Here is a 21,126-nt window from a genome sequence, read left to right as displayed (position 1 = left end):
CACTTCAATAACCAAAATTCAGATGAGGGCCACGGGATGGCAAATACCGACGCGCATCGCGCGCCGAATGGTGTCTGTTACACTTCAGAAAGACGTCAGAAGCGCTTCAGGCTTTCCGGCTATGTCTATCTGTTGTCGGGCCCTGCCTATCGTAAGCTGCTCTCTCTCGAGCCGGTGCTGCGCCGCATCGTGCCAATACTGATCATTGCATTTCTGATTATTCTGGCTGGAGCGCGTATGTTGTCGCTGCTCAGTCAACGTGAAGAAATTGAAAGTGATGCCCGTCACGAAATGGCGCTGACTGCTGCCCATGTGGCTTCACAGCTGCAAAAGCAGATGGAGACGACACCTCCCACAGATAATACCGGCGATTATAGTGCCGTACAGGATTTATTGGTTGAGCTTCGTTCGCAAGGGCTAATCGGTTCCCGTCTTGAGCTTGCCATTCTGGATGAGAATTCAAAAATTATTGCCGCTCTGAGCAGCCGCCAGTTGCTCGGCATTCAGGCTGAAACACTTTTCTCCGAAGCGCATCCGCTACTGATGTTTGGCGGTCGCGCCGGTGTTCTGCCTGTAAAATACCGTAATGAAGCAGCTTTTGCTGCTGCAGAAAAAGTTGAACCGCAAAATATACAGGCTGCAACCGCAGGCATCTTGTCTGTCGTTGCGTTCAATACTGAAAAAGAGATATTCAAAGACTGGCGACAGGTTCTTTCACTGAACATCACCTTATTCGCCGCGACAGCCGGTGTCTTGCTGGCTATTCTTTATGCATATTTCTCACAGGCAGCGCGCGCCCGCGACGCTGATGATTTCTCCCATCAAATCCAGAAGCGGATTGATCTGGCGCTCGCCCGCGGCCGTTGCGGTCTCTGGGACTGGGACATGGCGCGTGGCCGTATGTTCTGGTCGCGCTCGATGTATGAGATGCTCGGCTATGAAGCTGTCGACAGCGTTCTGTCATTTGGTGATGTTGCAGCCATCGTTAATCCGGTTGACGGCGATCTCTATGAAATCGCCACACAGGTAATGTCCGGTGAATTGCGTCAGGTCGACAAAGTTCTGCGTATGCGCCACGCCGAAGGCTATTGGGTATGGATGCGCGTTCGTGCAGAAATCGCCAATGAAGGTGATGTCCATCTGGTTGGCATCGCTTTTGACGTCAGCGAACAGCACCGCTTTGCACAGGCGACTGCCGAAGCTGATCTGCGTATCCGTGAAGCGATTGAAAGCATTTCCGAAGCATTCGTTCTCTGGGATGCCGAGAGCCGCCTGGTGATGTCCAACGGCAAGTATAATGAATATGCAGGCCTGCCTGCCACGGCTTTGAAAGCCGGTGTAACGCGCGAAGATATTCAGCCGCTGCTGCGCCCTGCTGCTTTTGAGCGCCGTATGGCAAATGAGAACGACCGCAGCGGTGCGCAGACATTCGAGCGCCAGCTTGGTGACGGCCGCTGGCTACAGGTCAACGAACGCCGCACGCAGGACGGCGGTCTGGTATCGGTCGGAACCGACATTACCCAGCTGAAACTGCATCAGGAACGTCTGGTGGATAGTGAGCGCCGTCTGATGGCGACCATTCAGGACTTGAGCCTTGCGCGTAAAGCGGAAAAAGACCGCGTACGTGAACTGTCTGAGCTGGCATCCAAATATGCGACGGAGAAGGAACGTGCGGAAAGCGCCAACCGTTCAAAATCTGAATTCCTTGCCAATATGTCCCATGAGCTGCGTACACCACTCAATGCGATCATTGGTTTCTCCGAGATGATCTCGGCAGGCACATTCGGTCCGCTCGGCTCAGAGCGTTATGCGGAATATATTCACGACATTCATACCAGCGGCAATTATCTGCTCAATGTTATCAATGACATTCTTGATATGTCGAAGATTGAAGCCGGTCATTTCTCTCTGGATCGCGAAGATATTGATCTTTACCCGCTAATTGAAGAAACCGTGCGTGTGATCTCACTGCAGGCGGAACAGAAACATATTTCGGTTGAAACCAGCATTGCCGACACGATTACCGCCAGCGCTGACCGTCGTGCGATCAAGCAGGTGCTGATTAACCTGCTGTCCAATGCAGTGAAGTTTACCGGTGACGGCGGTCATATTCTGGTGCGTGCGCGCAAGACCAATGGTGCGCTGATCCTCACCATTAAAGATACCGGCTGTGGTATTCCGCGTGACGCACTGAAGAAACTCGGTCACCCGTTTGAGCAGGTCGAAAACCAGTTCACCAAAACCCATACAGGTTCCGGTCTTGGTCTTGCGATTTCCCGCTCGCTGGCAGAACTGCATAATGGCGCGCTGCGGATTTGCTCCACAGAAGGCGTTGGTACAATCGTCTCTGTCCGAATTCCGGATCGCAAAGCACCTTCGCTGACAGCCTCAATCAGCGATGATGTTGCGGCTTAACTTTAGCCTTTCAGCAGTTGTTTAAACGCTTTGGCCACCAGTTCAGTTGTCTGATCCAGTTGATGCTCGACATGGCCAATATCCGGCAATTCTGCGGCACGGCACAACAATTCCAACAAGCCCGGCAGATAGTCTTCCCGCCCCGTATTATCGTCAACACAGAGACGGATAATCTGCGTTACATTGCTATAAAAATGATGCGCGCCCGCCAGTTCCTCTGCCTGTGCAGGGCTGGCAAATTCCGGCTTCAGATGGCGCAGATTAAGCTCTGTGGATGTATGTCGCGTCTCTGTCGCCACCTGCCCAGTCAGCACTGCGAATTGCGCAATAAATTCCAAATCAATCAAGCCGCCGGACCGTAGCTTCAAATCCCAATTATCACGCGGCGGTTTTTCATTGGCAATCAATGCACGCATCTCAACCATTTCTTTCGCGGTCTTTTTGACCTCGGAAGGAATGGCGAGAATAGCATCGACCTCAGCATCAATCTCATCTCGGAATGAGCGATCACCGGCAATCGTGCGGGCGCGGGTCAGCGCCATATGCTCCCATATCCATGCTTCATTGCGCTGATATTTGCTGAAAGCCTCAATATGCGTTGCCACTGGCCCTTTATTGCCGCTTGGCCGCAGACGCATATCCACTTCATACAGTACGCCTTCAGCCATGGGCGCCGACAGAGCTGCAATCAGACGCTGTGTCAGACGGATATAATATTGCGATGCTGCAAGCTGCTTCTCACCATTGGAATAGTCAGCATCTGCCTCGTGGTCGTAGAGCAAGATAATATCAATATCCGAACCGGCGGTCAGTTCACGACTGCCGAGTTTTCCCATAGCCAGCACTGCAATACGACCACCGGCAATATGGCCATGACGCACGGCAAATTCTTTGGTCACCGCGTTCACTGCGCGGTCAATCATCAGCTCTGCAAGGTCAGAAAAAGCCCTGCCCGCACGAACACCATCGATTGCGCCGGTCAGCAGGCGGATACCAATCAGAAAACGCTGCTCGGCAGCAAAAATACGCAGACGGTCGAGCGTTTGTTCATAGGCCTCGTCCGAATTCAGAAATGTATCCAACCGCTCTTCGAGATAAGAGCGCGTTGGCAGTTCCGAAAAAATACGCGGATCGAGCATACCGTCAAAAACATGAGGCTTACGGGTAATGATTTCCGCCAGACGTGGTGCAGCACTCATCACTAACACCAGCAGATTGAGCAATGCCGGATTGGATTGCAGCAGACTGAAAAGCTGGATGCCTGACGGCAAGCCTTGGAGGAAATCATCAAAGCGCAGCAATGCATCATCAGCACGCTCGGTAGCGGCGAAAGCATTTAGCAAGGCCGGTGTCAGCTCTGTCAGGCGCTCCCGCGCTTCTGCGGTCTGTGTTGCACGATAGCGGCCAAAATGCCATGTACGGATAATCCTGCAAATATCGCTCGGACGCTCAAAACCAAGCTGCGACAGTGTTTGCAATGTATCTGGATCATCCGTCTCGCCGGTAAACACCAGATTACCGCCACTGCTGCCAAGTTCCGGCGCCTGCTCAAACAAAGCCGCATAATGTTTTTCAACGGTGCGCAGAACGGCGAGAAATTCAGCCGTGAAACTGTCATTATCCGGATAGCCCATCATCGCAGCAATGCGGCTGAAGCCTTCATCATCCTCAGGCAGAATATGCGTCTGCTCATCAGCAACCATTTGAATGCGATGTTCAACATTGCGTAGAAACTGATAATTCCGGCTCAGTTGGTCGCGGGTATTCTCACCTACCCAGCCGCGTTCATAGAGCTTGCTCAGCATGGCCAATGTTTGTGACCCACGCAATTCCGGAAAGCGCCCACCCGCGATCAGTTGCTGGGTCTGAACGAAAAACTCGATCTCGCGAATACCACCGCGCCCTAATTTCACATTATGGCCACGCACAGCAATATCGCCATGGCCGCGGTGAGCATGGATTTGTCGCTTGATAGAATGAATATCTGCAATGGCTGCATAATCAAGATATTTGCGCCAGACATAGGGTGCCAGTTCTTTGATAAACTGCTCGCCCGAGATGAAATCACCGGCCACAGGGCGTGCTTTAATCATTGCCGCGCGTTCCCAATTCTGGCCGCGCCCTTCATAATAATGCAGCGCCGCACTCACCGGAATAGCCAGCGGTGTTGCCCCCGGATCAGGACGCAGACGCAAATCAACCCGAAAGACATAACCGTCAGCAGTTCTGTCTTGCAGGATTTTCACCAGCCGCCGTGCCATACGGGAAAACAGATCGACACATTCATAAGGATCAGTAATCGCCGGACGCGCACTGTCGATAAAAACAATCAAATCAATATCTGAGGAATAATTCAGCTCTCCGGCACCGAACTTGCCCATACCCAGTACAATAATCCCGCTGTCTTTTTCAGGATCTGAGCGATCCGGTAAAGCCAGCTTGCCCTTGGCATCACTTTCAAGCAGCAAAAAGCGTACTGCGGCACGTAGGCAGCCCTCTGCCAAATCAGTCAGCCGATTGGTGGTCTGCATGACGTTAACCAGCCCTGCCAGATCATCCAGCGCGATTAGCACATGGGCAGCTTTCTTGATGCGGCGTAGCTCCGTCATCAGGCGGCTCTCTGTCATCTCCGGATCGACGCCTACGACCCGAACTTGCACGGTCAATTGTTCAAGTAAGATACTGATTGGTGCAGTAAAAAGGCTTTCCAGAATTTCAGGATTGGCCTCTGTCACCTCTCGCAAGAACGGTGAACAATCCAATACAGCAGCCAAAAATCCGGTTTCATCTGCGTTTTTCAGATAGGCACTCAGAGCACTACATTCATGCTCTTCCGCTGCTTCTCTCAAATTTTGCAGATAGATTTTTGCTTGTTGTGGTTCGGGAACTGTCAGTGACTTCAAAGAGTGATCAAAAAACAAAACACCGGTCATACTGCAATTCCACCCCAGAGCATTTCCCGTCAAACAGAAACAAAAGAAATGCTCTTTCTCTTTGTTTCATCGCGCATCACATTCCAAGTATCGGCCGAAAAACAGCTGCACACTTTTCGGGATGCGCTCTTTGTTTCATCGCGCATCTTATCCGAAAACCGGCCCCCACTTTTCGGGATGCGCTTTAGATTCCTACCTGATTACTGTTTTGTCTCAGGGAGGGCAGGAAAAGCAAGAACAACTCGCAAGCCCGGTGAATTATCTTCCAGCGTCAAACTCCCGCCATGTAGTTTCATAACTGCTTTAGCCAAACTAAGACCGAGACCGGAGCCAGGTTGTGTGCGACTTTCCTCCAGACGTACAAAGCGTTCTGTCGCCTGTTCTCGCAAAGCCTCTGGAATACCCGTCCCCTGATCGGCAACACTGATTAGTACCTGATCGCCCGCTTGTTTCATCGCAACAGTAATTTTCGTCCGGCTCTCACCGTTTTCTTCAGCAACTGGGGAATATTTAATCGCATTATCAATAAGGTTGGATATTGTCTGACCAACCAGCTCGCGATTAATCCGCAGGTTGATATCATCGTCTGCTTCAACCATCAGCTCAAGTCCGGCATCTTCTGCCACCGGCTCGTACAGCTCGGCCACATCATGCAAGATCGGGTTGACCGGCAGCACTTCCATATTCTCAGATGAATAGCCCGCCTCAAGACGTGAGATCATCAGGATCGCATTGAAGGTACGGATCAGCTGATCGGACTCACCAATAATATCCTCAAGCGCGGCACGATATTCAGCTTTATCCTTTTCGCCAGAGAGCGTCGCTTCAGCCTTATTTCGCAAGCGCGTCAGTGGTGTTTTTAAATCATGGGCGATATTATCCGAGACGTGTTTCAATCCGTCATTCAGTTCTTCAATCCGTCCGAGCATCGCATTCAGATTGATCGACAACCGGTCGAACTCATCGCCGGAACCACTGACAGGCAAGCGCTCACCCAAATCACCAGCCATGATCCGCTGGGATGAACTTGATACCTGCTTGAGCCGCAACAATGCCCTGCGTCCGACAAAATACCAGATCAGAAATGCCCCAACAGCCATAATGCCAAGAGCCAGCACTAAGGCGCGGCGCATGATATCGCGGAATAATTCCGGCTCGCTCAGATCGCGGCCAATCAGAACGCGCATACCATTAGGAATTGCAAAGATAATAGCGATGGCCTTGTGTTTCTCTGCCGTGCCCTGCTCGCCATAGCGCATATAGGTAAACGGCCTGTCCGACATACCGCTGATATCAAGCACACCCGGTTCAAGGCTTTCAACATTACCGGAAAGAATACGTCCCGCCGGATCAGCAATCAGATAGAGAAAAGCACCCGGCTGACGCGATCGCCGGTCGATCGTGCGAACCAGCAACGGAATACCACCGCGCTCATAAGATGCAGTGACATTGGTCACTTCATCCAACAGCGATTTCTGTGTCTGTGCTGTGAGGAAATTGACCGACAAATTGGTCATATAGAAAAACAACGCCATCGCGCTGAGCACAAACAGCAGCAAATAAAGTGCCGACAACCGCACAGCTGTCGTGCGCAGCAATGCGCTCAGACGACTCATCATTGACTGTCTGCCGATTTAGATTTTGCTAATGGCGAACCGGCTTTCAGCATATAGCCCGCTCCGCGCACAGTGTGCAGCAAAGGCTCGTCAAAATCTTTTTCAATTTTAGAGCGCAAGCGCGAAATATGAACGTCAATCACATTGGTCTGCGGGTCGAAATGATAATCCCAAACATTCTCGAGCAGCATGGTGCGGGTCACCACCTGCCCTGCATGACGCATTAAATATTCCAGCAAACGGAACTCACGCGGCTGCAAATTAATATCAGTTCCGGCACGGCGCGCTGTATGCGATAACCGATCAAGCTCCAGATCACCGACACGATAGACTGTATCAGCCTCTTTCGGACTGACACGGCGCTGCAAGACCTCAACACGGGCGAGCAGTTCCGAAAACGCATAGGGTTTGGTAAGATAGTCATCGCCACCGGCTCTCAAACCGGTTACGCGATCATCCACCTGACCGAGTGCGGAAAGAATGAGCGCAGGTGTCATCTGCCCCTGCGCACGCAGACCGGCAATAACCGACAATCCGTCGCGCTTTGGCAGCATGCGGTCGATGATTAATACATCATAATGATTATTTTCGGCCAGTGTATAGCCGGTTTCGCCGTCACCAGCGATATCAGCAACATGTCCCGCCTCAGCAAAAGCTTTTTCAAGGTAACGTGCCGCTTCGCGGTCATCTTCAATAATCAAAATACGCATCACCGACCCTCAATTCCGACAAGCACAATGCACAACAAGATGCGAAATGCATAGAGAGGCGGCGTTACAAAAACACCGCCTCTTTGTTTATTACCACAAGAATAAAAGATCAGCCCAGATCAACCGTCAAGGCAACAAAGCTGTTCTGTCCGTTACGCTGTACCTGCAGCAGAACTGCTTTACGGCCGTTCTTTACTGCATCCTTGATCGCGGTGTTAATTTCAGATGCGGATTTTACATCCTTATTATTAACAGTCACAATCGTATCACCAGCACGCAGACCTTTATCCGCAGCATCGCTGTCCGGATCAACATCGGTCACGACAACACCCTTGCCATTTTCATCAGGCGTGACAGTCAGACCATAATCATCCAATGTCTCGCTGTTGCCGGATGAGCTGTCAGTGCCCTTATCGGCCGATTTCTGATCGTCAGGATAGGCTTTAATGTCGATGCTGACAGTCTCAGCTTTACCCTTACGCCAGATCGTCAGGCTTGCTTTTTCACCCGGATTGATCGCTGCAACCTTCTTTGCAAGATCACGCGGATCTTTAACTGTCTCGTCATTCACAGCCGTAATCACGTCACCGGCAACAATACCGGCTTTTGCAGCAGGGCCATCAGCCTGAGGTTCAGCAACGATTGCGCCTTTATCTTCAGCCAAACCGAGTGAGTCTGCAATTTCCTTGGTTACCGGCTGAATTTGCACGCCGATCCAACCGCGCTCAACCGAGCCTTTCTTAATCAGCTGATCGACAACCTTGCTGGCTGTCGAAGCAGGGATAGCAAAAGCAATACCAACGCTACCGCCCGATGGTGAGAAGATCGCGGTGTTAATCCCAACAACTTTACCGCTCAGATCAAAAGCAGGGCCACCAGAGTTGCCCTTGTTTACCGCAGCGTCGATCTGGATAAAATCGTCATAAGGACCAGCACCAATATCACGGCCACGCGCTGAGACAATACCGGCAGTTACTGTGCCGCCAAGACCAAACGGATTACCGACTGCAACAACCCAGTCGCCAACCTTCACTGTGCCTTCATCATCAAAAGCAACATAGGTAAACTTGCGCTTGTCATCGACTTTCAGCACAGCCAAATCTGTACGGGCATCAGTGCCGATCAGTTTAGCGTCAAGCTCTGTACCGTCATCCATTACCACAGAGAATGAATCACCATCCGTTACAACATGGTTGTTGGTGACGACATAGCCGTCTTCAGAAATGAAGAAACCGGAACCCTGTGCAAGCGGACGGGCATGGCCACGATCACCGCGCTTCTGGCGCTTGTTCGGGCGTGCCTGATCGCCGTCTGGGCCATATGGATTGCCGAACTCTTTAAAGAAACGCTTGAGAGGATGGCCGTCCGGCAGCTGATCAAAACCATTGCCGTTGCCGCCAAAGAACTGGGTGCGCTCATTACGTGCGGCCTGCACATCGCTTTTAACGCGCACACTCACAACAGCAGGGCGAACTTTTTCAACCAGTTCGGAGAAGCCCGGCTGCGCCTGTGCGGTCACACTGACAGGAGCGGCCTGCGCTGAGGTGATGGAAGCCAGAGGTCCGGTAGCCAACATTGTACCGGCCAAAGCGGCGGACAAGAAGATGCGGCTAAGAGAGCGACGGGAAGATGACTTAATATCAGACATACAATATCTCCTGAGAGGGCAGATAACCTGCAACAGGTTATCAACTATTCCTCACAAGAGATAGCTTACTGAACATTACCGGATAATTTCTGAAAGATGAATTTTTCGTAAGGTTACGAAAACCGGTTACTGCCCGTCCAGCAATTTCTCCAGCCGTTTGGTCTCTTCTTCGCTCAGCGGTGCAATCGGTGCCGGCGCACCACCTGCCTTGCGGCGTGAATACCAAATAACCCCGATACCGACGATCAAAATGAGTGCCGGAAAGCTCCACAAAATCACCGTGCGCTGATCGAGACGGGGTTTCAGAAGAACAAACTCACCATAACGATCAACCAGAAAATCAATAACCTGTTCGTCTGTATCGCCTTGTACCAGTCTTTCACGCACAAGCAGGCGGAGATCGCGCGCCAGATCAGCGTCAGAATCATCAATCGACTGGTTCTGACACACCATGCAACGCAACCCTGTCGACAGATTGCGGGCACGTTTCTCCAATACCGGATCAGACAAAACCTCATCCGGATTAACTGCCCAAGCGGAACGAATATTGACGGATGTCAGGCCAGCGGCAGCGATGAAAGCTGCAAGCAAAAGCGTCGCCAATGACCGCCCTGAAAAATATTTCAAAGTGGCCATCACACTGCCCCGCTGACTGCTTTAACCTGCTTTTTTGCACTTGCTTTAGCTGGCGCGCCAACCCGCAGACGTCTGTCCATTAAAGACAAGAAGCCACCAAGGATCATTGCAACAGTGCCAAGCCAGATCAGTGTTACAAATGGCTTCCACCAAAGACGCACGACCATACCACCGCCATCAATCGGATCACCCAGCGCGATATAATACTGGTTGACACCACGGGTGATAATACCGGCCTCTGTTGTCGGCATATTCCGCGCAGGATAGAAACGCTTAGCAGCTATAACACTATTAGCTACACGACCATCCTGATGCAGCAAAGTGAACAGTCCCTGATCCTCCGTATAATTGGAACCGGCAAATGGCTGCTGGCCATCATAACGCAACTGATACCCTGAGAAAGCGACAGCTTCTCCCTGCTTCATAATCACGACCTGCTCTGTACCAAAGCTGGTGACGACCACAATACCCAGCAAAGTAATGCCCAGCCCCATATGGGCAAGCGCTGTACCAAAAACGGAGCGCGGCAGGCCAAATAAGCGTGGAAACGCCCGTGAAAGCTCAACTTTACCAAAACCGGCTTTCGTTACGATGTCCATCAGGCTGCCGAGTATTACCCATACAGCTAAGCCGATACCAAATGCCGCCCAAACACCACGCGGGTCAATCAGGATCAGAACCAAACCGACGCAAGCCAGAGAGAGACCGAAAACCCACATCAGGCGCTGTGCAACTGCGTAAAGATCACCGCGCTTCCATGCCATTAAAGGGCCAAAAGGAACGGCTGCCAAAAGCGGGATCATCAGCGGGCCAAAAGTCATATTGAAGAACGGTGCGCCAACAGAAATTTTGGTTCCGGTCATAGCTTCCAGCAACAGTGGATAAAGCGTACCAATCAGAACGGTTGCCGTTGCAGTACTCAGAAACAGATTATTCAGCACAAGCGCGCCTTCGCGCGACACCGGCTGGAACATTGTACCGGTGGTCAATGTTTGTGCGCGCAACGCAAACAAAGTCAGCGAACCGCCGATAAAGAACACCAGAATAGCCAGAATGAACAGGCCACGCCCCGGATCAGTCGCAAAGCTATGTACTGAAGTCAGCACACCTGAGCGCACAAGAAATGCACCGAGCAGCGACAAGGAGAAGGTCAGCAATGCCAGCAAAATTGTCCAGATTTTCAGCGCACCGCGTTTTTCCATCACAATCGCGGAATGCAGCAATGCGGTACCGATCAACCATGGCATAAACGATGCGTTTTCAACCGGATCCCAGAACCACCAGCCGCCCCAACCCAACTCATAATAAGCCCAGTAAGAGCCCATTGAGATACCACCGGTGAGGAAAATCCATGCGGTCAAAGTCCATGGCCGCACCCATCGCGCCCATGCGGCATCCACACGTCCGTCGATCAGCGCGGCAACAGCAAAAGAAAAGCAGACTGAAAAGCCAACATAACCAAGATAAAGTAATGGGGGATGAATGGCGAGACCAATATCCTGCAGGATCGGATTGAGATCCTGACCTTCAATCGGCGCAGGAATAATGCGTACAAACGGATTTGAGGTAAACAGGATAAAACTTAGGAAGGCAGTCGCAATCCAGCCCTGAACCGCCAGTACATTGGCTCGCAATGTATTCGGAAGATTGCCGCCAAAAACGGCGACCAAAGCGCTGAACAAGGAGAGGATCAGCACCCAGAGCATCATGGAGCCTTCATGATTGCCCCATACACCGGTGATTTTGAACAGTAATGGCTTCAGAGAATGCGAGTTCTCCACCACATTGAGGACAGAGAAATCAGACGTAACATAAGCGCGGACCAGCATAGCAGAAGAGAGTAAAATCAGCGCGAATACAGCCGCGGCGCAAGGCTCGGCAACGCTCATCAACCGGAAATCATTCCGCTTTGCTCCGATCACCGGCAACAAGGACTGCACTAAAGCCAAAGCCAAAGCCAGCACAAGTGCGAAATGTCCGATTTCAACGCTCATTATTATTATCCTGTCCGGTGAAGGCTACGCATCACTTGATGGCCGCAACATTCAGCTTTTTGGTATGGGAGTTTCAAACACAACCTGCTTAGTTGCCTTCCCAGACACCTTTTTCTTTCAGACTATCCGCAACATCTTTCGGCATGTAATTTTCATCATGCTTCGCCAAAACATTATCCGCAATAAACTTGCCATCCGGTGTAAAGCGCCCCTCGGCTACTACACCCTGTCCTTCACGGAACAGATCAGGCAAAATACCTTCATAAGTCACTGTGACCTGTTTCAGCGTATCCGTTACGCCAAAGCTCACATGCTTATCAGCACCACGAACCACCGAGCCGGCCTCAACCAGACCACCAAGACGGAAACGCGCACCGGAGGCAATATCTTCTGCGGTCACATCATCAGGCGTACGAAAATAACGAATATCCTGACTGAAGGCCATCAGTACCAGACCAATCGCCAATGCCAGCACCGCCATAGCACCGGAAATTAAAATCAATCGCTTGCGTTTACGATTACGCATCACCTGCGAAACGCGGGGTGTGCGGCTTTCCGCAGCGGTTGAAGCAGATAGCTGACTATGGCTCATTTCAGAACTCCTGTCGCATCAATGCCCAGCTGAGTTGCAGTATCAGTGAGGCGGCGCATATCATTTTCCGGCAAGGCATTGGCTGCATTACGCAATGCCTCGTTCACTTTGTCCTGCTCCCCCAGAACGACATAAGCACGTAGCAGACGCTCCCAACCTTCTACATCTGTCGGATTTTCCCGTAATCTTTCAGCAAGCCCATCAACCATAGAACGGATCATATCTTTACGACCCTGCTCGTCCAGTGAAGCCGCGGCTTCAACATCTTCCGCTGTTGGTCCGCGTGGCTGCTCTGCCGGACGACTGCTCTGAGCCGGTGGTGCAGTCGGCCCTTTACCAGCCTTCAGATTAGCGATTGTCTGCTCAATATCTGCACGCCACAGCGCATCTTCCGGCGAGGTATTCAGAATGATCTGCAAGACGTCAATCGCATCATCACGTTTGCCTGCCTGCAACAGAGCCCGCGCTTTCATCAAAGGCGGACGTACATCGGCTGGTGCAACTGTGCCGGCTTCTTCAAAGAGAGCAAGCGCTTCCGGCGTGATTTGACCATTAGCTTTGATTGTCAGAGCCTCACCAAGACCGATCAGACGATCAACATCCTTGCCGAGCAGTTCGAGCGCTTTACGATATGCATTAATAGCATCATCTACACGACCCAAACGCATATAAATCGGTGCAAGAATAGCCCAGCCACGACCGTCATCCGGTGCATTCGCCAGATGCGCCTCAGCCTGTGCGATCAGCTCAACTGCGCTCTTGTCCTGAATCGTGTTGCCTTTACGATCAACCAGTGGCTGAGAAGGCAGATCCGGCGTACCGATCGTCGCATATACGCCCCAGCTAACAATCGGAATAAACAACAACACAAGAATTGTCACCCAACGCGCACCTGCGCTGAACAGATACTTCTTTTCTGCATCATTGGAATTTGCATTGTCATTGCTGGCTGCATCTGTCATCCGGCGATCATTTTTCAGAATACGCCGAGAGATCTCAAGCCTCGCCTGCGCAGCCGACTGCTCATCCAGCAGTCCCCGTGCCAGATCGGAATCAATCTCTTTTAATTGCTGAATATAGACCGAGCGATCCTCCTCGCCCTGAGCAGCTGACACGACTTCTTTTCGCGTCAGAGGCAGCATGACGATAAGAATTGCAACGAAAGTTAAAAGTGCAGAAACAAGCCAGAAATCCATGACGGAGACTTAATCTACCTGCACAACAAAACCAACTGTTTGCAGCTAAATTATTGGTGTGTAGGTCATTTGGCCGCAAAGCCTTCCGACTCTTCAGAGCAAAAACAGAAAATGCGTGAACCGTTGAGTTCAATGGCGCAAATCAGGTTAGTGGTGTCCAGCTACCATCATCATTCCGGCAGGCTGTACCGCGCACCATTTGCGGCGCACCATCCACAGTAAAACTATGATTATATTGCCTGCAATTCTGCGAACCAACCTGATATGGCTGGGCCGCAGTCACTTCACCGGAAGTCCGGCCGGAGCGGCCTTTCCATGCCACGGCCTCACCTTTCGGCGCATATTCCAGTGCTTTATATTCCGCCTCAATGGCAGATCTGCGGTCAGTAGCGGCAAGCTGCGTAGCCGCTGCCCCCAGAATACCATTACCCATCGGGGCGAGCACGGCATTGCTGACAAAACCACGCGCAAAAACATTTCCGGTTGTTGCGGCGGTTGTTTTAGTCGCGTTCAAAGAAGAACAGGCTGTAAGAGACAACAGCGGCAAAATGAAAATGATTTTACGCAATGCACTTCCGGAAGACGACTTCATGAGCAACTCAACATCCTGTCAGCAACACTTTACACAGCAATATGACCACCGCCATCTGCCCTGCAATCATTCGATTGACATCTCAAAACAAAACAAAATCAGAAACACACGTTTCTCAAACCACGTATTTACACCTGAAATCGGTTAAAAGCAAAGGTCAGCTCATAACTGCAGGTAAAGTAATCTGTACTGCCAACCCACCGAGAGAAGCCTGTGCCAGTCCAAGATGCCCGCCATATTCCCGAACTGTATCCTGCACGATTGCCAGCCCCAGCCCCGTACCGGGCTTGCTTTCATCAATACGTTTTCCGCGCTTCAATGCTTCCGCCATTTTTTCAAAAGGTAAACCTGCTCCATCATCCTCGATCAGAATTTCAAAAGCACTATTATTGCTTTCTGTAACATCCGGTTTTTGTACTGCACGTAATGTCAGATGAATTTTCGATCGCCCCCATTTAGCGGCATTTTCCATAATATTGCCGATAACCTCTTCGAGATCTTCTTTCTCTCCGGCAAAGATCACATCGGGCAAATGGTTAGAGAATGTAAACTTCAGATGCGGATTAAGCTTGGCAGTAACCCGAATCATCCGCTCCAGTATCGGTGTTACCGGCGCGCGGAACACAACGCTATCCCGTTGCGCAGCTACGCGTGCACGTTGCAAATAATGCTGGATTTGCACCTGCATTGCATCACTCTGCTCGCTGACCAATTGCCCTTGCCGTCCACCAATGTTCCGCCCCTCGTTCATTAAAACGGAAAGCGGCGTTTTCAACGAATGGGCAAGATTACCGACCTGCGTCCGCGAGCGCTCTATAATACGATGATTATTTTCAATCAGCGCATTCATCTCCTGAGCCAGAGGGGCAATTTCAAGAGGCAGATCTGTATCCACGCGATTGCTTCGTCCCTCGCGAATGTCTGCTAAGGTGCGCCGCACATGATCCAGTGGCCGCAAACCAAACAAAATAATCGCCGCATTAATCAGAATACTACCGAGGCCAAACAATCCCAGATAAATATAAAGGGTGTTACGAAATTCACTGATTTCCTCGTTCACCTCATTGAGGTTTCCCATCACCCGAAAGCGCGCAATTTTATCGGAGCTATCAAGCACAACTTCCGTTTCAACCACTGACAGTTCTTCACCATCATTGGTTTCCACGGCATAACTACGCATAAACGACTGATCGAAGGGTTCTTCAGCAACGGATTTTACAGGGATTTGTTTTGCGCCAAGTGAGACCGAGCCTAAGTGCCCCTGCACATTGGATGATACCGGATCAACCGACCAATACCAGCCTGACCCTGCGCTCGCATACCGTATTTCACCGAGCTCAGGCCGTCCGTGTAACGCGCCCTCTGGTGTCAATCCAACAGCACCGACAAGACTATAAAGATGGGCGGATAAGAGACGCTGAAAACTACGCTCTGCGGCATCCCGATAAAGAGACTGAATCAGCGTGGCAACAACAACAAGGGCGATAATCACCCAGAATGTCGACAGCGTGACCACACGCAATGCCAGTGAGCGCATACCGAGAGCAAAGACTTTCCCGGAAAACAACTGCATCTTAATCTTTGCTACCATCATTATTATCGGAGCGGATGCGATAGCCCATACCACGTACGGTCTCGATTATATCAACGCCCATTTTTTTGCGCAGACGACCAACAAAAACTTCAATCGTATTGGAATCACGATCAAAATCCTGATCGTATAAATGCTCAACCAGCTCTGTGCGGGAAATAACCTCATCCATATGATGCATGAGATAAGATAAAAGCCGGAACTCATGGGAGGTCAGCTTTAGCGCCGTACCGTCAATGGTCGCTTTGGAAGCTTTGGTATCCAGAACCAGCTTTCCGCTGCTAATCTCAGAAGAGGCATGTCCCGCAGCACGGCGGATTAGAGCGCGCAAACGTGCCAGCACTTCTTCAATATGAAACGGCTTGGCCACATAATCATCGGCTCCGGCATCAATACCGGCAACCTTGTCGCTCCAGCGATCGCGCGCTGTCAGCATAAGGACCGGCATGATCCGGCCTTCACGGCGCCAGCGCTCTACAACACTGATACCATCCATCTGTGGCAGACCAATATCCAGAATGACCGCATCATAAGGTTCGGTATCACCGAGAAAATGACCTTCTTCACCATCAAAGGCGCAATCAACAACATAATCGGCATCACGGAGAGCTTCAGCAAGCTGACGGTTAAGATCCTTATCATCTTCAACGATCAGAATTCTCATCAGCAAACCTTTTCAGTATTTCGGGATGACAGCACAAAGTGTTGCCAGACTGAGAGGCAACACTTATTTTTATAACACATCGCCAAAAGGAGCAAACGCGCGGATTATTCCAAATTAGAGCGCCGTGCGCCCACTTTGGCGCACAAAGGCCGCTCTAACACTTTATATTTACAGCATAATTTTAACTTAAACTGATTCAAATTTAAAGAATTATGCTGTAAAGGAAAACCGGTTTTATTTTGCCGGTACGGCAACTTCCACACGGCGAGGACGTTCACCATCACGACCAGGAACCAGCACAACCACGATACAAACCGGAGCGCCGTTCTGAACAGCGGCAGTTGCTTTCGTTAATGTACCGCCCTGCTGTGCCGCAACCTGCTGCCCGATAGCAGCACAATCACCGGCTACGCGCAGCACGCGCGGCTGAGACTGAGCGGGTTGCGCCTGTTGCGAAACGGCAGAACTATGCCGTTGCAGACCTGCGGCGCCCGCAGATGGAACAATGCTTGTCAAAACTGCTGCGGTCATACCGGCAAGCAGTGCAGAAGCAGCGAAAAATGTGCGAACTGGTTTCTGTGTCATCATAACGCTCACTTTAACGCTTTTAATCTGAATGTTGAATGAACAATTTTGTGTATCAGTCCAACAATATTTAACTATTTTTCTTTCGTTAACATTAGTTTTTATAAAACGAAAGTCTCTCAGACTGCGGCAAAGCTGCCGAATCCATACAACTTTAGCAATCATACCCTTTTCAGCCAAGCAATCTGAGTGAGCTAACATCGCCTGCGCCACACGCCTGACTGATCTGCGCCACTTCGAACCGCAGATATGCACCATCAGGCACGGATCCAGAATATAAAAAGCATGGTTCCGTTACCACTGTTGAATGCAGAACTGTCTCACCGTTCCACAGCTGCACCTGATATTTTTCAGCAATCTCACCCAGCGGAATATCTTCGCCCATCCAGCTATCCGCATCAAGACGCCCGCGACGAATCCATTGAAAAGCCAGATCACCATTTGTCTGACGTTTACAGCGCAAATGCACCGGACTGAGCGGCCTCAAGGCGCGCATAGCGCCTGCCAGCGATTGGGTGGCATAATATTCATCCGTAAAATCACGGCCAGCAAGACCGGCACGCCAGTTCAGCAGCAACCCGTTTTCCGACTGTTGCAGACCGGCAGGCACAACACGATCATCCAGTAAAATAAATGGAGCACCAGCCTGCTTTATAATCTGCGCTTCCGTTTCAGTGCCTACCTGTCCCCGCAACAAGGTTTTTAACCGCCAGTGGCCTGTTGCAATTTCTTCTGCATGCATGAATTGCAGCATTTCCCAACTGCCGGTTACCGTTTGCACCAAAGCAGTATTGGCCGCATTGAGGATTTGCAGCTGTGATCCGCTATGCAACTCACCATGGTAGAGCCGCACCTCAAAACTCTGTTCATGCATAAAGCGACCACTGTCTGATCCTTGAAGTTCAGAGATCAACTCTCCCATAACGGCTGCGAAGGGAATCACTGTTCGCAACTGATAACCGCTGATCTCCGGTGAAACATAAAGCGAGACCTCACGCCAAGGTTTTGCGTAACAGGCAATGCGGAACTGATTTTGCTCATTTTCGATACCGGGCCACATTGGCAGATCAAGCATGTGAAAGAGCGGCGGCCCCGCTGCACCACCTCCCTCAGACTGAGGAATTGACGGCATTCGCGTACGATCAGGCCGGCGCAATACCGACGCCAATGCCACAGCTTTAGCACGCCGCGCCGCACCATCTTCAAGACTCACGACAACATAATCGCGATTGCCTGCCAGTTCCGGCACCCGAACCCTGTCACCAATGGTTAAACCTGCTTGCGTCCACGGCAAAGAAAAACTGACTGTGCGGCGTTCTGCACGTTTTCTTTCCAGCCAGCTTTCAGCCAAACTTTGTGCCTGTCCGCTTTCCATTGCGGCAGATAAGGACAGGCTTTCATGCCCTGCCCGCTGCCAGCCGGATTTTTGTGCCAATGCGCTGGCGGATTGATAATCCCGCAGCGGATCACTGAAATAAATCTCGGCACTGGCAGGCAGTTCCTCCACATCCTCCAATATGCGAACCGGCCACTGGTCATCACGTTCCAGTGCATAATCTTCCAGCACAAGCGGTTGCTGACGTTGTGACAAGCTACGGAAAACCAGCTTTTTCCGCTCATCGGCCTGCTCAAAAGCCACCACGCCGAATATATCCATCAGCGGCTCCAGCAATGCCCGTCCACTCGCCGGATTATCGGCAATATAACCGGATAAATAGCCCTCAGCACCCCGACAATCGGCCAGCCCTTCCAAGCCAAAATCTTTTAGCAAGGCGAGAAACAAATCATCCAGCGCAACGCCGCTGAGACGTCCGTTGAGCCAATGCCCTGTTGCCCAATTGGCTGCGTCCCCCCAGACATCCGCTTTGAGCGGATATTCCGGAAAAGGCCGTGTATCCCATGCCCAGACATATATCTGCTCGGGATCGAGCATTGTCCCGCCATAGACAGGTGAAACCGGATTATGCTCACCGGTCTTTTGCCAGTGAGAGAAATGCGCCCGTAAGAAACGATCCGTCAGAAAAATAAGGCGAGGCATTTTCCGATGATTTCGGATCAGGAAACACATTTGGCTGGTTCGGCCCTTTATCAACCGCTGCACAGCCAAGCTCGGTAAACCAGAATGGCTTGGACATCGGCTGCCATGCTGTCGGTTGCGCCTGCTCAGCCCCGTTCATGCGGTTGAAATGCCGATTTTGCCACCACGCGTACAAATCCTTATAGCGAAACACCCACGGTTTGCCTGCCAGACCATCCGTAATTTCCGTGCGTTTGCGCTCACGCCTATCCTCATCTGAGGCATAATACCAGTCATACCCCTCACCTCCTGCAATGGCGCTTTGCAAAGCCGCCTCATCGTAAGCAGAGGGTGGAAAAGCAGGATCAATACTGCGCTCATCACCATCGCGCCAATCGCTCAGAGGCATATAATTATCAATCCCGATGGCATTGATCGCTGGATTTGCCCAAAGCGGATCAAGATGGAAATAGACATCGCCGCTGCCATCTTGCGGGTGATACCCAAAATATTCTGACCAATCGGCACCATAGGTGATCTTGCAGTCCCCACCCAGAATTGTGCGTGCAGTTGCAGCCAATTCAGATAAATGATCGACAAAAGGAAACTCATTGCGCTCATTGCGGATTTGCGTAAGGCCACGCAGTTCAGAGCCGATCAAAAATGCATCCACACCACCGGCACTTCGGGCAAGATCAATATAATGGCGGATAAAACGCTTATAGCCCCAGACACCATTGGTAAAACGCCCAAGCTGAGTTCCGGCTTCCGGCGTTTTATCTGCCCCCGCAGCTAACCCTATTCTGCCCCGCCACGGATAAACAGGCTGAAAGCCCTGTCCATCAAGGGCAGGCAATTGATTATCTGCAGGTATATCCATCATGATAAAGGGGTATAAAGTAACTTTAAGTCCGCGTTGTCGCGCATCTTTAATCGCAGCAATCACAGAAAAATCAGCAGGCGTACCGCCATAGGCTTTCTCGGTGCCATTATCAGAAATCAGATGCGCACCTGAGCGGTCAGTATTATTCACCCGCCAGTTATGACTCGGTTTTCTTGCGCCACGTGCTGTCACGCCGGGCAAAATCCTGCATTCTCCGGCGCGTAAATCCGTGCCGAACCAAGGCACAATTAAAGCAACTGTTTTCAGATTAGGGCACAGTGCCTGCAACTCATTCAGCGATGCCGTCCAGTCGCTTTGCGCACGCAGATTATTGCGGTTAAGCGCCCGTGTTTCACCGGGGCGTGGTTCATCGCGCACCGTCTGCGGTGCCAGACCAAATTCCGTTGCTCCGGGGATCAGTGCTACAGCCTGAATATCCTGCGACAACTTGCCGACACTGCGCATCACTTCAAATTGCAGCAAAGGCAGACGGTTTCCATAGGTATCAATCGGCAAGCGTTCAAACACCACATAGGCCGTGCCGCGATAAGCTGGTGCCTTGCCAGAACCCTGCCGCGCTTCAATCAACGGATCGGGTAACTGTGTTTCGCTACCTTTATAAACGCGGATTGTAACCTGCGTCTGGTCAAGTTCGTTTCCATCTGCCCAAATGCGGCGAATACCGGAAATTTCACCCTGCGCCACGGCAAAAGCAGCATTGGCATAATAGCTATAGGTCGTCGTCTTAGGGCCGCCCTTGCCACCCTGTCGGGTGGTGGTTTTCTGCTCTTCAAAACGGGTTGCCCAGATCAAGGTACTGCCAACACGCATCGTGCCATAAATGGCAGGCAAGGCAGCGCCTTCCTCCGCCTGCATCGGACGTGTACTGACAAGACGCGGGCCTTCAATACGCCGCGTTGAGTTAATCAGAGCGGTATCGATCATATAACCGCCCATCGCGCCGATAGCACTGCCAATGGCTGCGCCAACGGGGCCAAACAACCCGCCGATCATACCGCCTGCTGCCTGAAGAACCAGTGTACTCATGAAAAAG

General features: G+C 51.3%; 14 protein-coding genes and 1 pseudogene. 1 reads left to right on the top strand and 14 read right to left on the bottom strand.

Annotated features, from left to right (window positions below; translation table 11 throughout):
• Positions 1-36 precede the first annotated feature (36 nt).
• Positions 37-2,415 (top strand): PAS domain-containing sensor histidine kinase, encoded by a 2,379-nt coding sequence (locus tag QUF18_RS05575; RefSeq protein ID WP_289385956.1) that lies wholly within the window; start codon positions 37-39, stop codon positions 2,413-2,415.
• Positions 2,416-2,417: 2 nt separating this feature from the next.
• Here the strand turns inward: QUF18_RS05575 and QUF18_RS05570 are convergent, their stop codons facing one another.
• The 14 genes and pseudogenes from QUF18_RS05570 to QUF18_RS20485 all read right to left on the bottom strand — a co-directional run.
• Positions 2,418-5,348 carry a bifunctional [glutamine synthetase] adenylyltransferase/[glutamine synthetase]-adenylyl-L-tyrosine phosphorylase gene (locus tag QUF18_RS05570; RefSeq protein ID WP_289385955.1) on the bottom strand — a complete coding sequence of 977 codons (2,931 nt, stop codon included), beginning with the start codon at positions 5,346-5,348 and terminating at the stop codon, positions 2,418-2,420.
• 200 nt (positions 5,349-5,548) lie between these two features.
• Positions 5,549-6,967 carry a sensor histidine kinase gene (locus tag QUF18_RS05565; RefSeq protein WP_289385954.1) on the bottom strand — a complete coding sequence of 473 codons (1,419 nt, stop codon included), beginning with the start codon at positions 6,965-6,967 and terminating at the stop codon, positions 5,549-5,551.
• Entirely contained in the window at positions 6,964-7,674 is a 711-nt protein-coding gene (locus QUF18_RS05560) for a response regulator transcription factor (RefSeq protein WP_289385953.1), read from the bottom strand. Before QUF18_RS05560 ends, QUF18_RS05565 begins: the two co-directional genes overlap by 4 nt.
• Positions 7,675-7,783: 109 nt before the next feature.
• Positions 7,784-9,322 (bottom strand): Do family serine endopeptidase, encoded by a 1,539-nt coding sequence (locus QUF18_RS05555; protein WP_289385952.1) that lies wholly within the window; start codon positions 9,320-9,322, stop codon positions 7,784-7,786.
• A 126-nt stretch (positions 9,323-9,448) separates the two neighbouring features.
• Positions 9,449-9,958, bottom strand: a complete 510-nt coding sequence (locus QUF18_RS05550; protein ID WP_289385951.1) for a cytochrome c-type biogenesis protein — start codon at positions 9,956-9,958, stop codon at positions 9,449-9,451.
• Positions 9,958-11,952, bottom strand: a complete 1,995-nt coding sequence (locus QUF18_RS05545) for a heme lyase CcmF/NrfE family subunit (RefSeq protein ID WP_289385950.1) — start codon at positions 11,950-11,952, stop codon at positions 9,958-9,960. Before QUF18_RS05545 ends, QUF18_RS05550 begins: the two co-directional genes overlap by 1 nt.
• Before the next feature lie 88 nt (positions 11,953-12,040).
• The gene (gene ccmE, locus QUF18_RS05540; RefSeq protein WP_289386161.1) at positions 12,041-12,478 is read right to left on the bottom strand and encodes a cytochrome c maturation protein CcmE; all 438 of its coding nucleotides are present in this window, start codon (positions 12,476-12,478) and stop codon (positions 12,041-12,043) included.
• A 62-nt stretch (positions 12,479-12,540) separates the two neighbouring features.
• The gene (ccmI, locus tag QUF18_RS05535; protein WP_289385949.1) at positions 12,541-13,740 is read right to left on the bottom strand and encodes a c-type cytochrome biogenesis protein CcmI; all 1,200 of its coding nucleotides are present in this window, start codon (positions 13,738-13,740) and stop codon (positions 12,541-12,543) included.
• Positions 13,741-13,882: 142 nt separating this feature from the next.
• On the bottom strand, positions 13,883-14,332 hold the full coding sequence (locus tag QUF18_RS05530; protein WP_353074484.1) for an RT0821/Lpp0805 family surface protein: 450 nt from the start codon (positions 14,330-14,332) through the stop codon (positions 13,883-13,885).
• Between the two features lie 157 nt (positions 14,333-14,489).
• The gene (locus tag QUF18_RS05525) at positions 14,490-15,818 is read right to left on the bottom strand and encodes an ATP-binding protein (RefSeq protein ID WP_289386160.1); all 1,329 of its coding nucleotides are present in this window, start codon (positions 15,816-15,818) and stop codon (positions 14,490-14,492) included.
• 88 nt (positions 15,819-15,906) lie between these two features.
• Positions 15,907-16,587, bottom strand: a complete 681-nt coding sequence (locus QUF18_RS05520) for a response regulator transcription factor (RefSeq protein WP_289385948.1) — start codon at positions 16,585-16,587, stop codon at positions 15,907-15,909.
• Between the two features lie 234 nt (positions 16,588-16,821).
• Positions 16,822-17,118: a hypothetical protein gene (locus QUF18_RS20365; RefSeq protein WP_374806456.1), complete on the bottom strand. Its 297-nt coding sequence runs from the start codon at positions 17,116-17,118 to the stop codon at positions 16,822-16,824.
• Between the two features lie 226 nt (positions 17,119-17,344).
• On the bottom strand, positions 17,345-18,046 hold the full coding sequence (locus tag QUF18_RS20490) for a GTA baseplate fiber-binding domain-containing protein (RefSeq protein WP_434547415.1): 702 nt from the start codon (positions 18,044-18,046) through the stop codon (positions 17,345-17,347).
• Positions 18,047-18,469: 423 nt separating this feature from the next.
• Positions 18,470-21,086 (bottom strand): annotated as a pseudogene (locus QUF18_RS20485) (baseplate multidomain protein megatron); the annotation flags it as partial.
• Positions 21,087-21,126: the final 40 nt, after the last annotated feature.

The sequence above is a fragment of the Pseudochrobactrum kiredjianiae genome, assembly GCF_030362795.1.
GTDB lineage: Bacteria > Pseudomonadota > Alphaproteobacteria > Rhizobiales > Rhizobiaceae > Pseudochrobactrum > Pseudochrobactrum kiredjianiae.
This window is presented reverse-complemented; position numbering and strand designations above follow the sequence as displayed.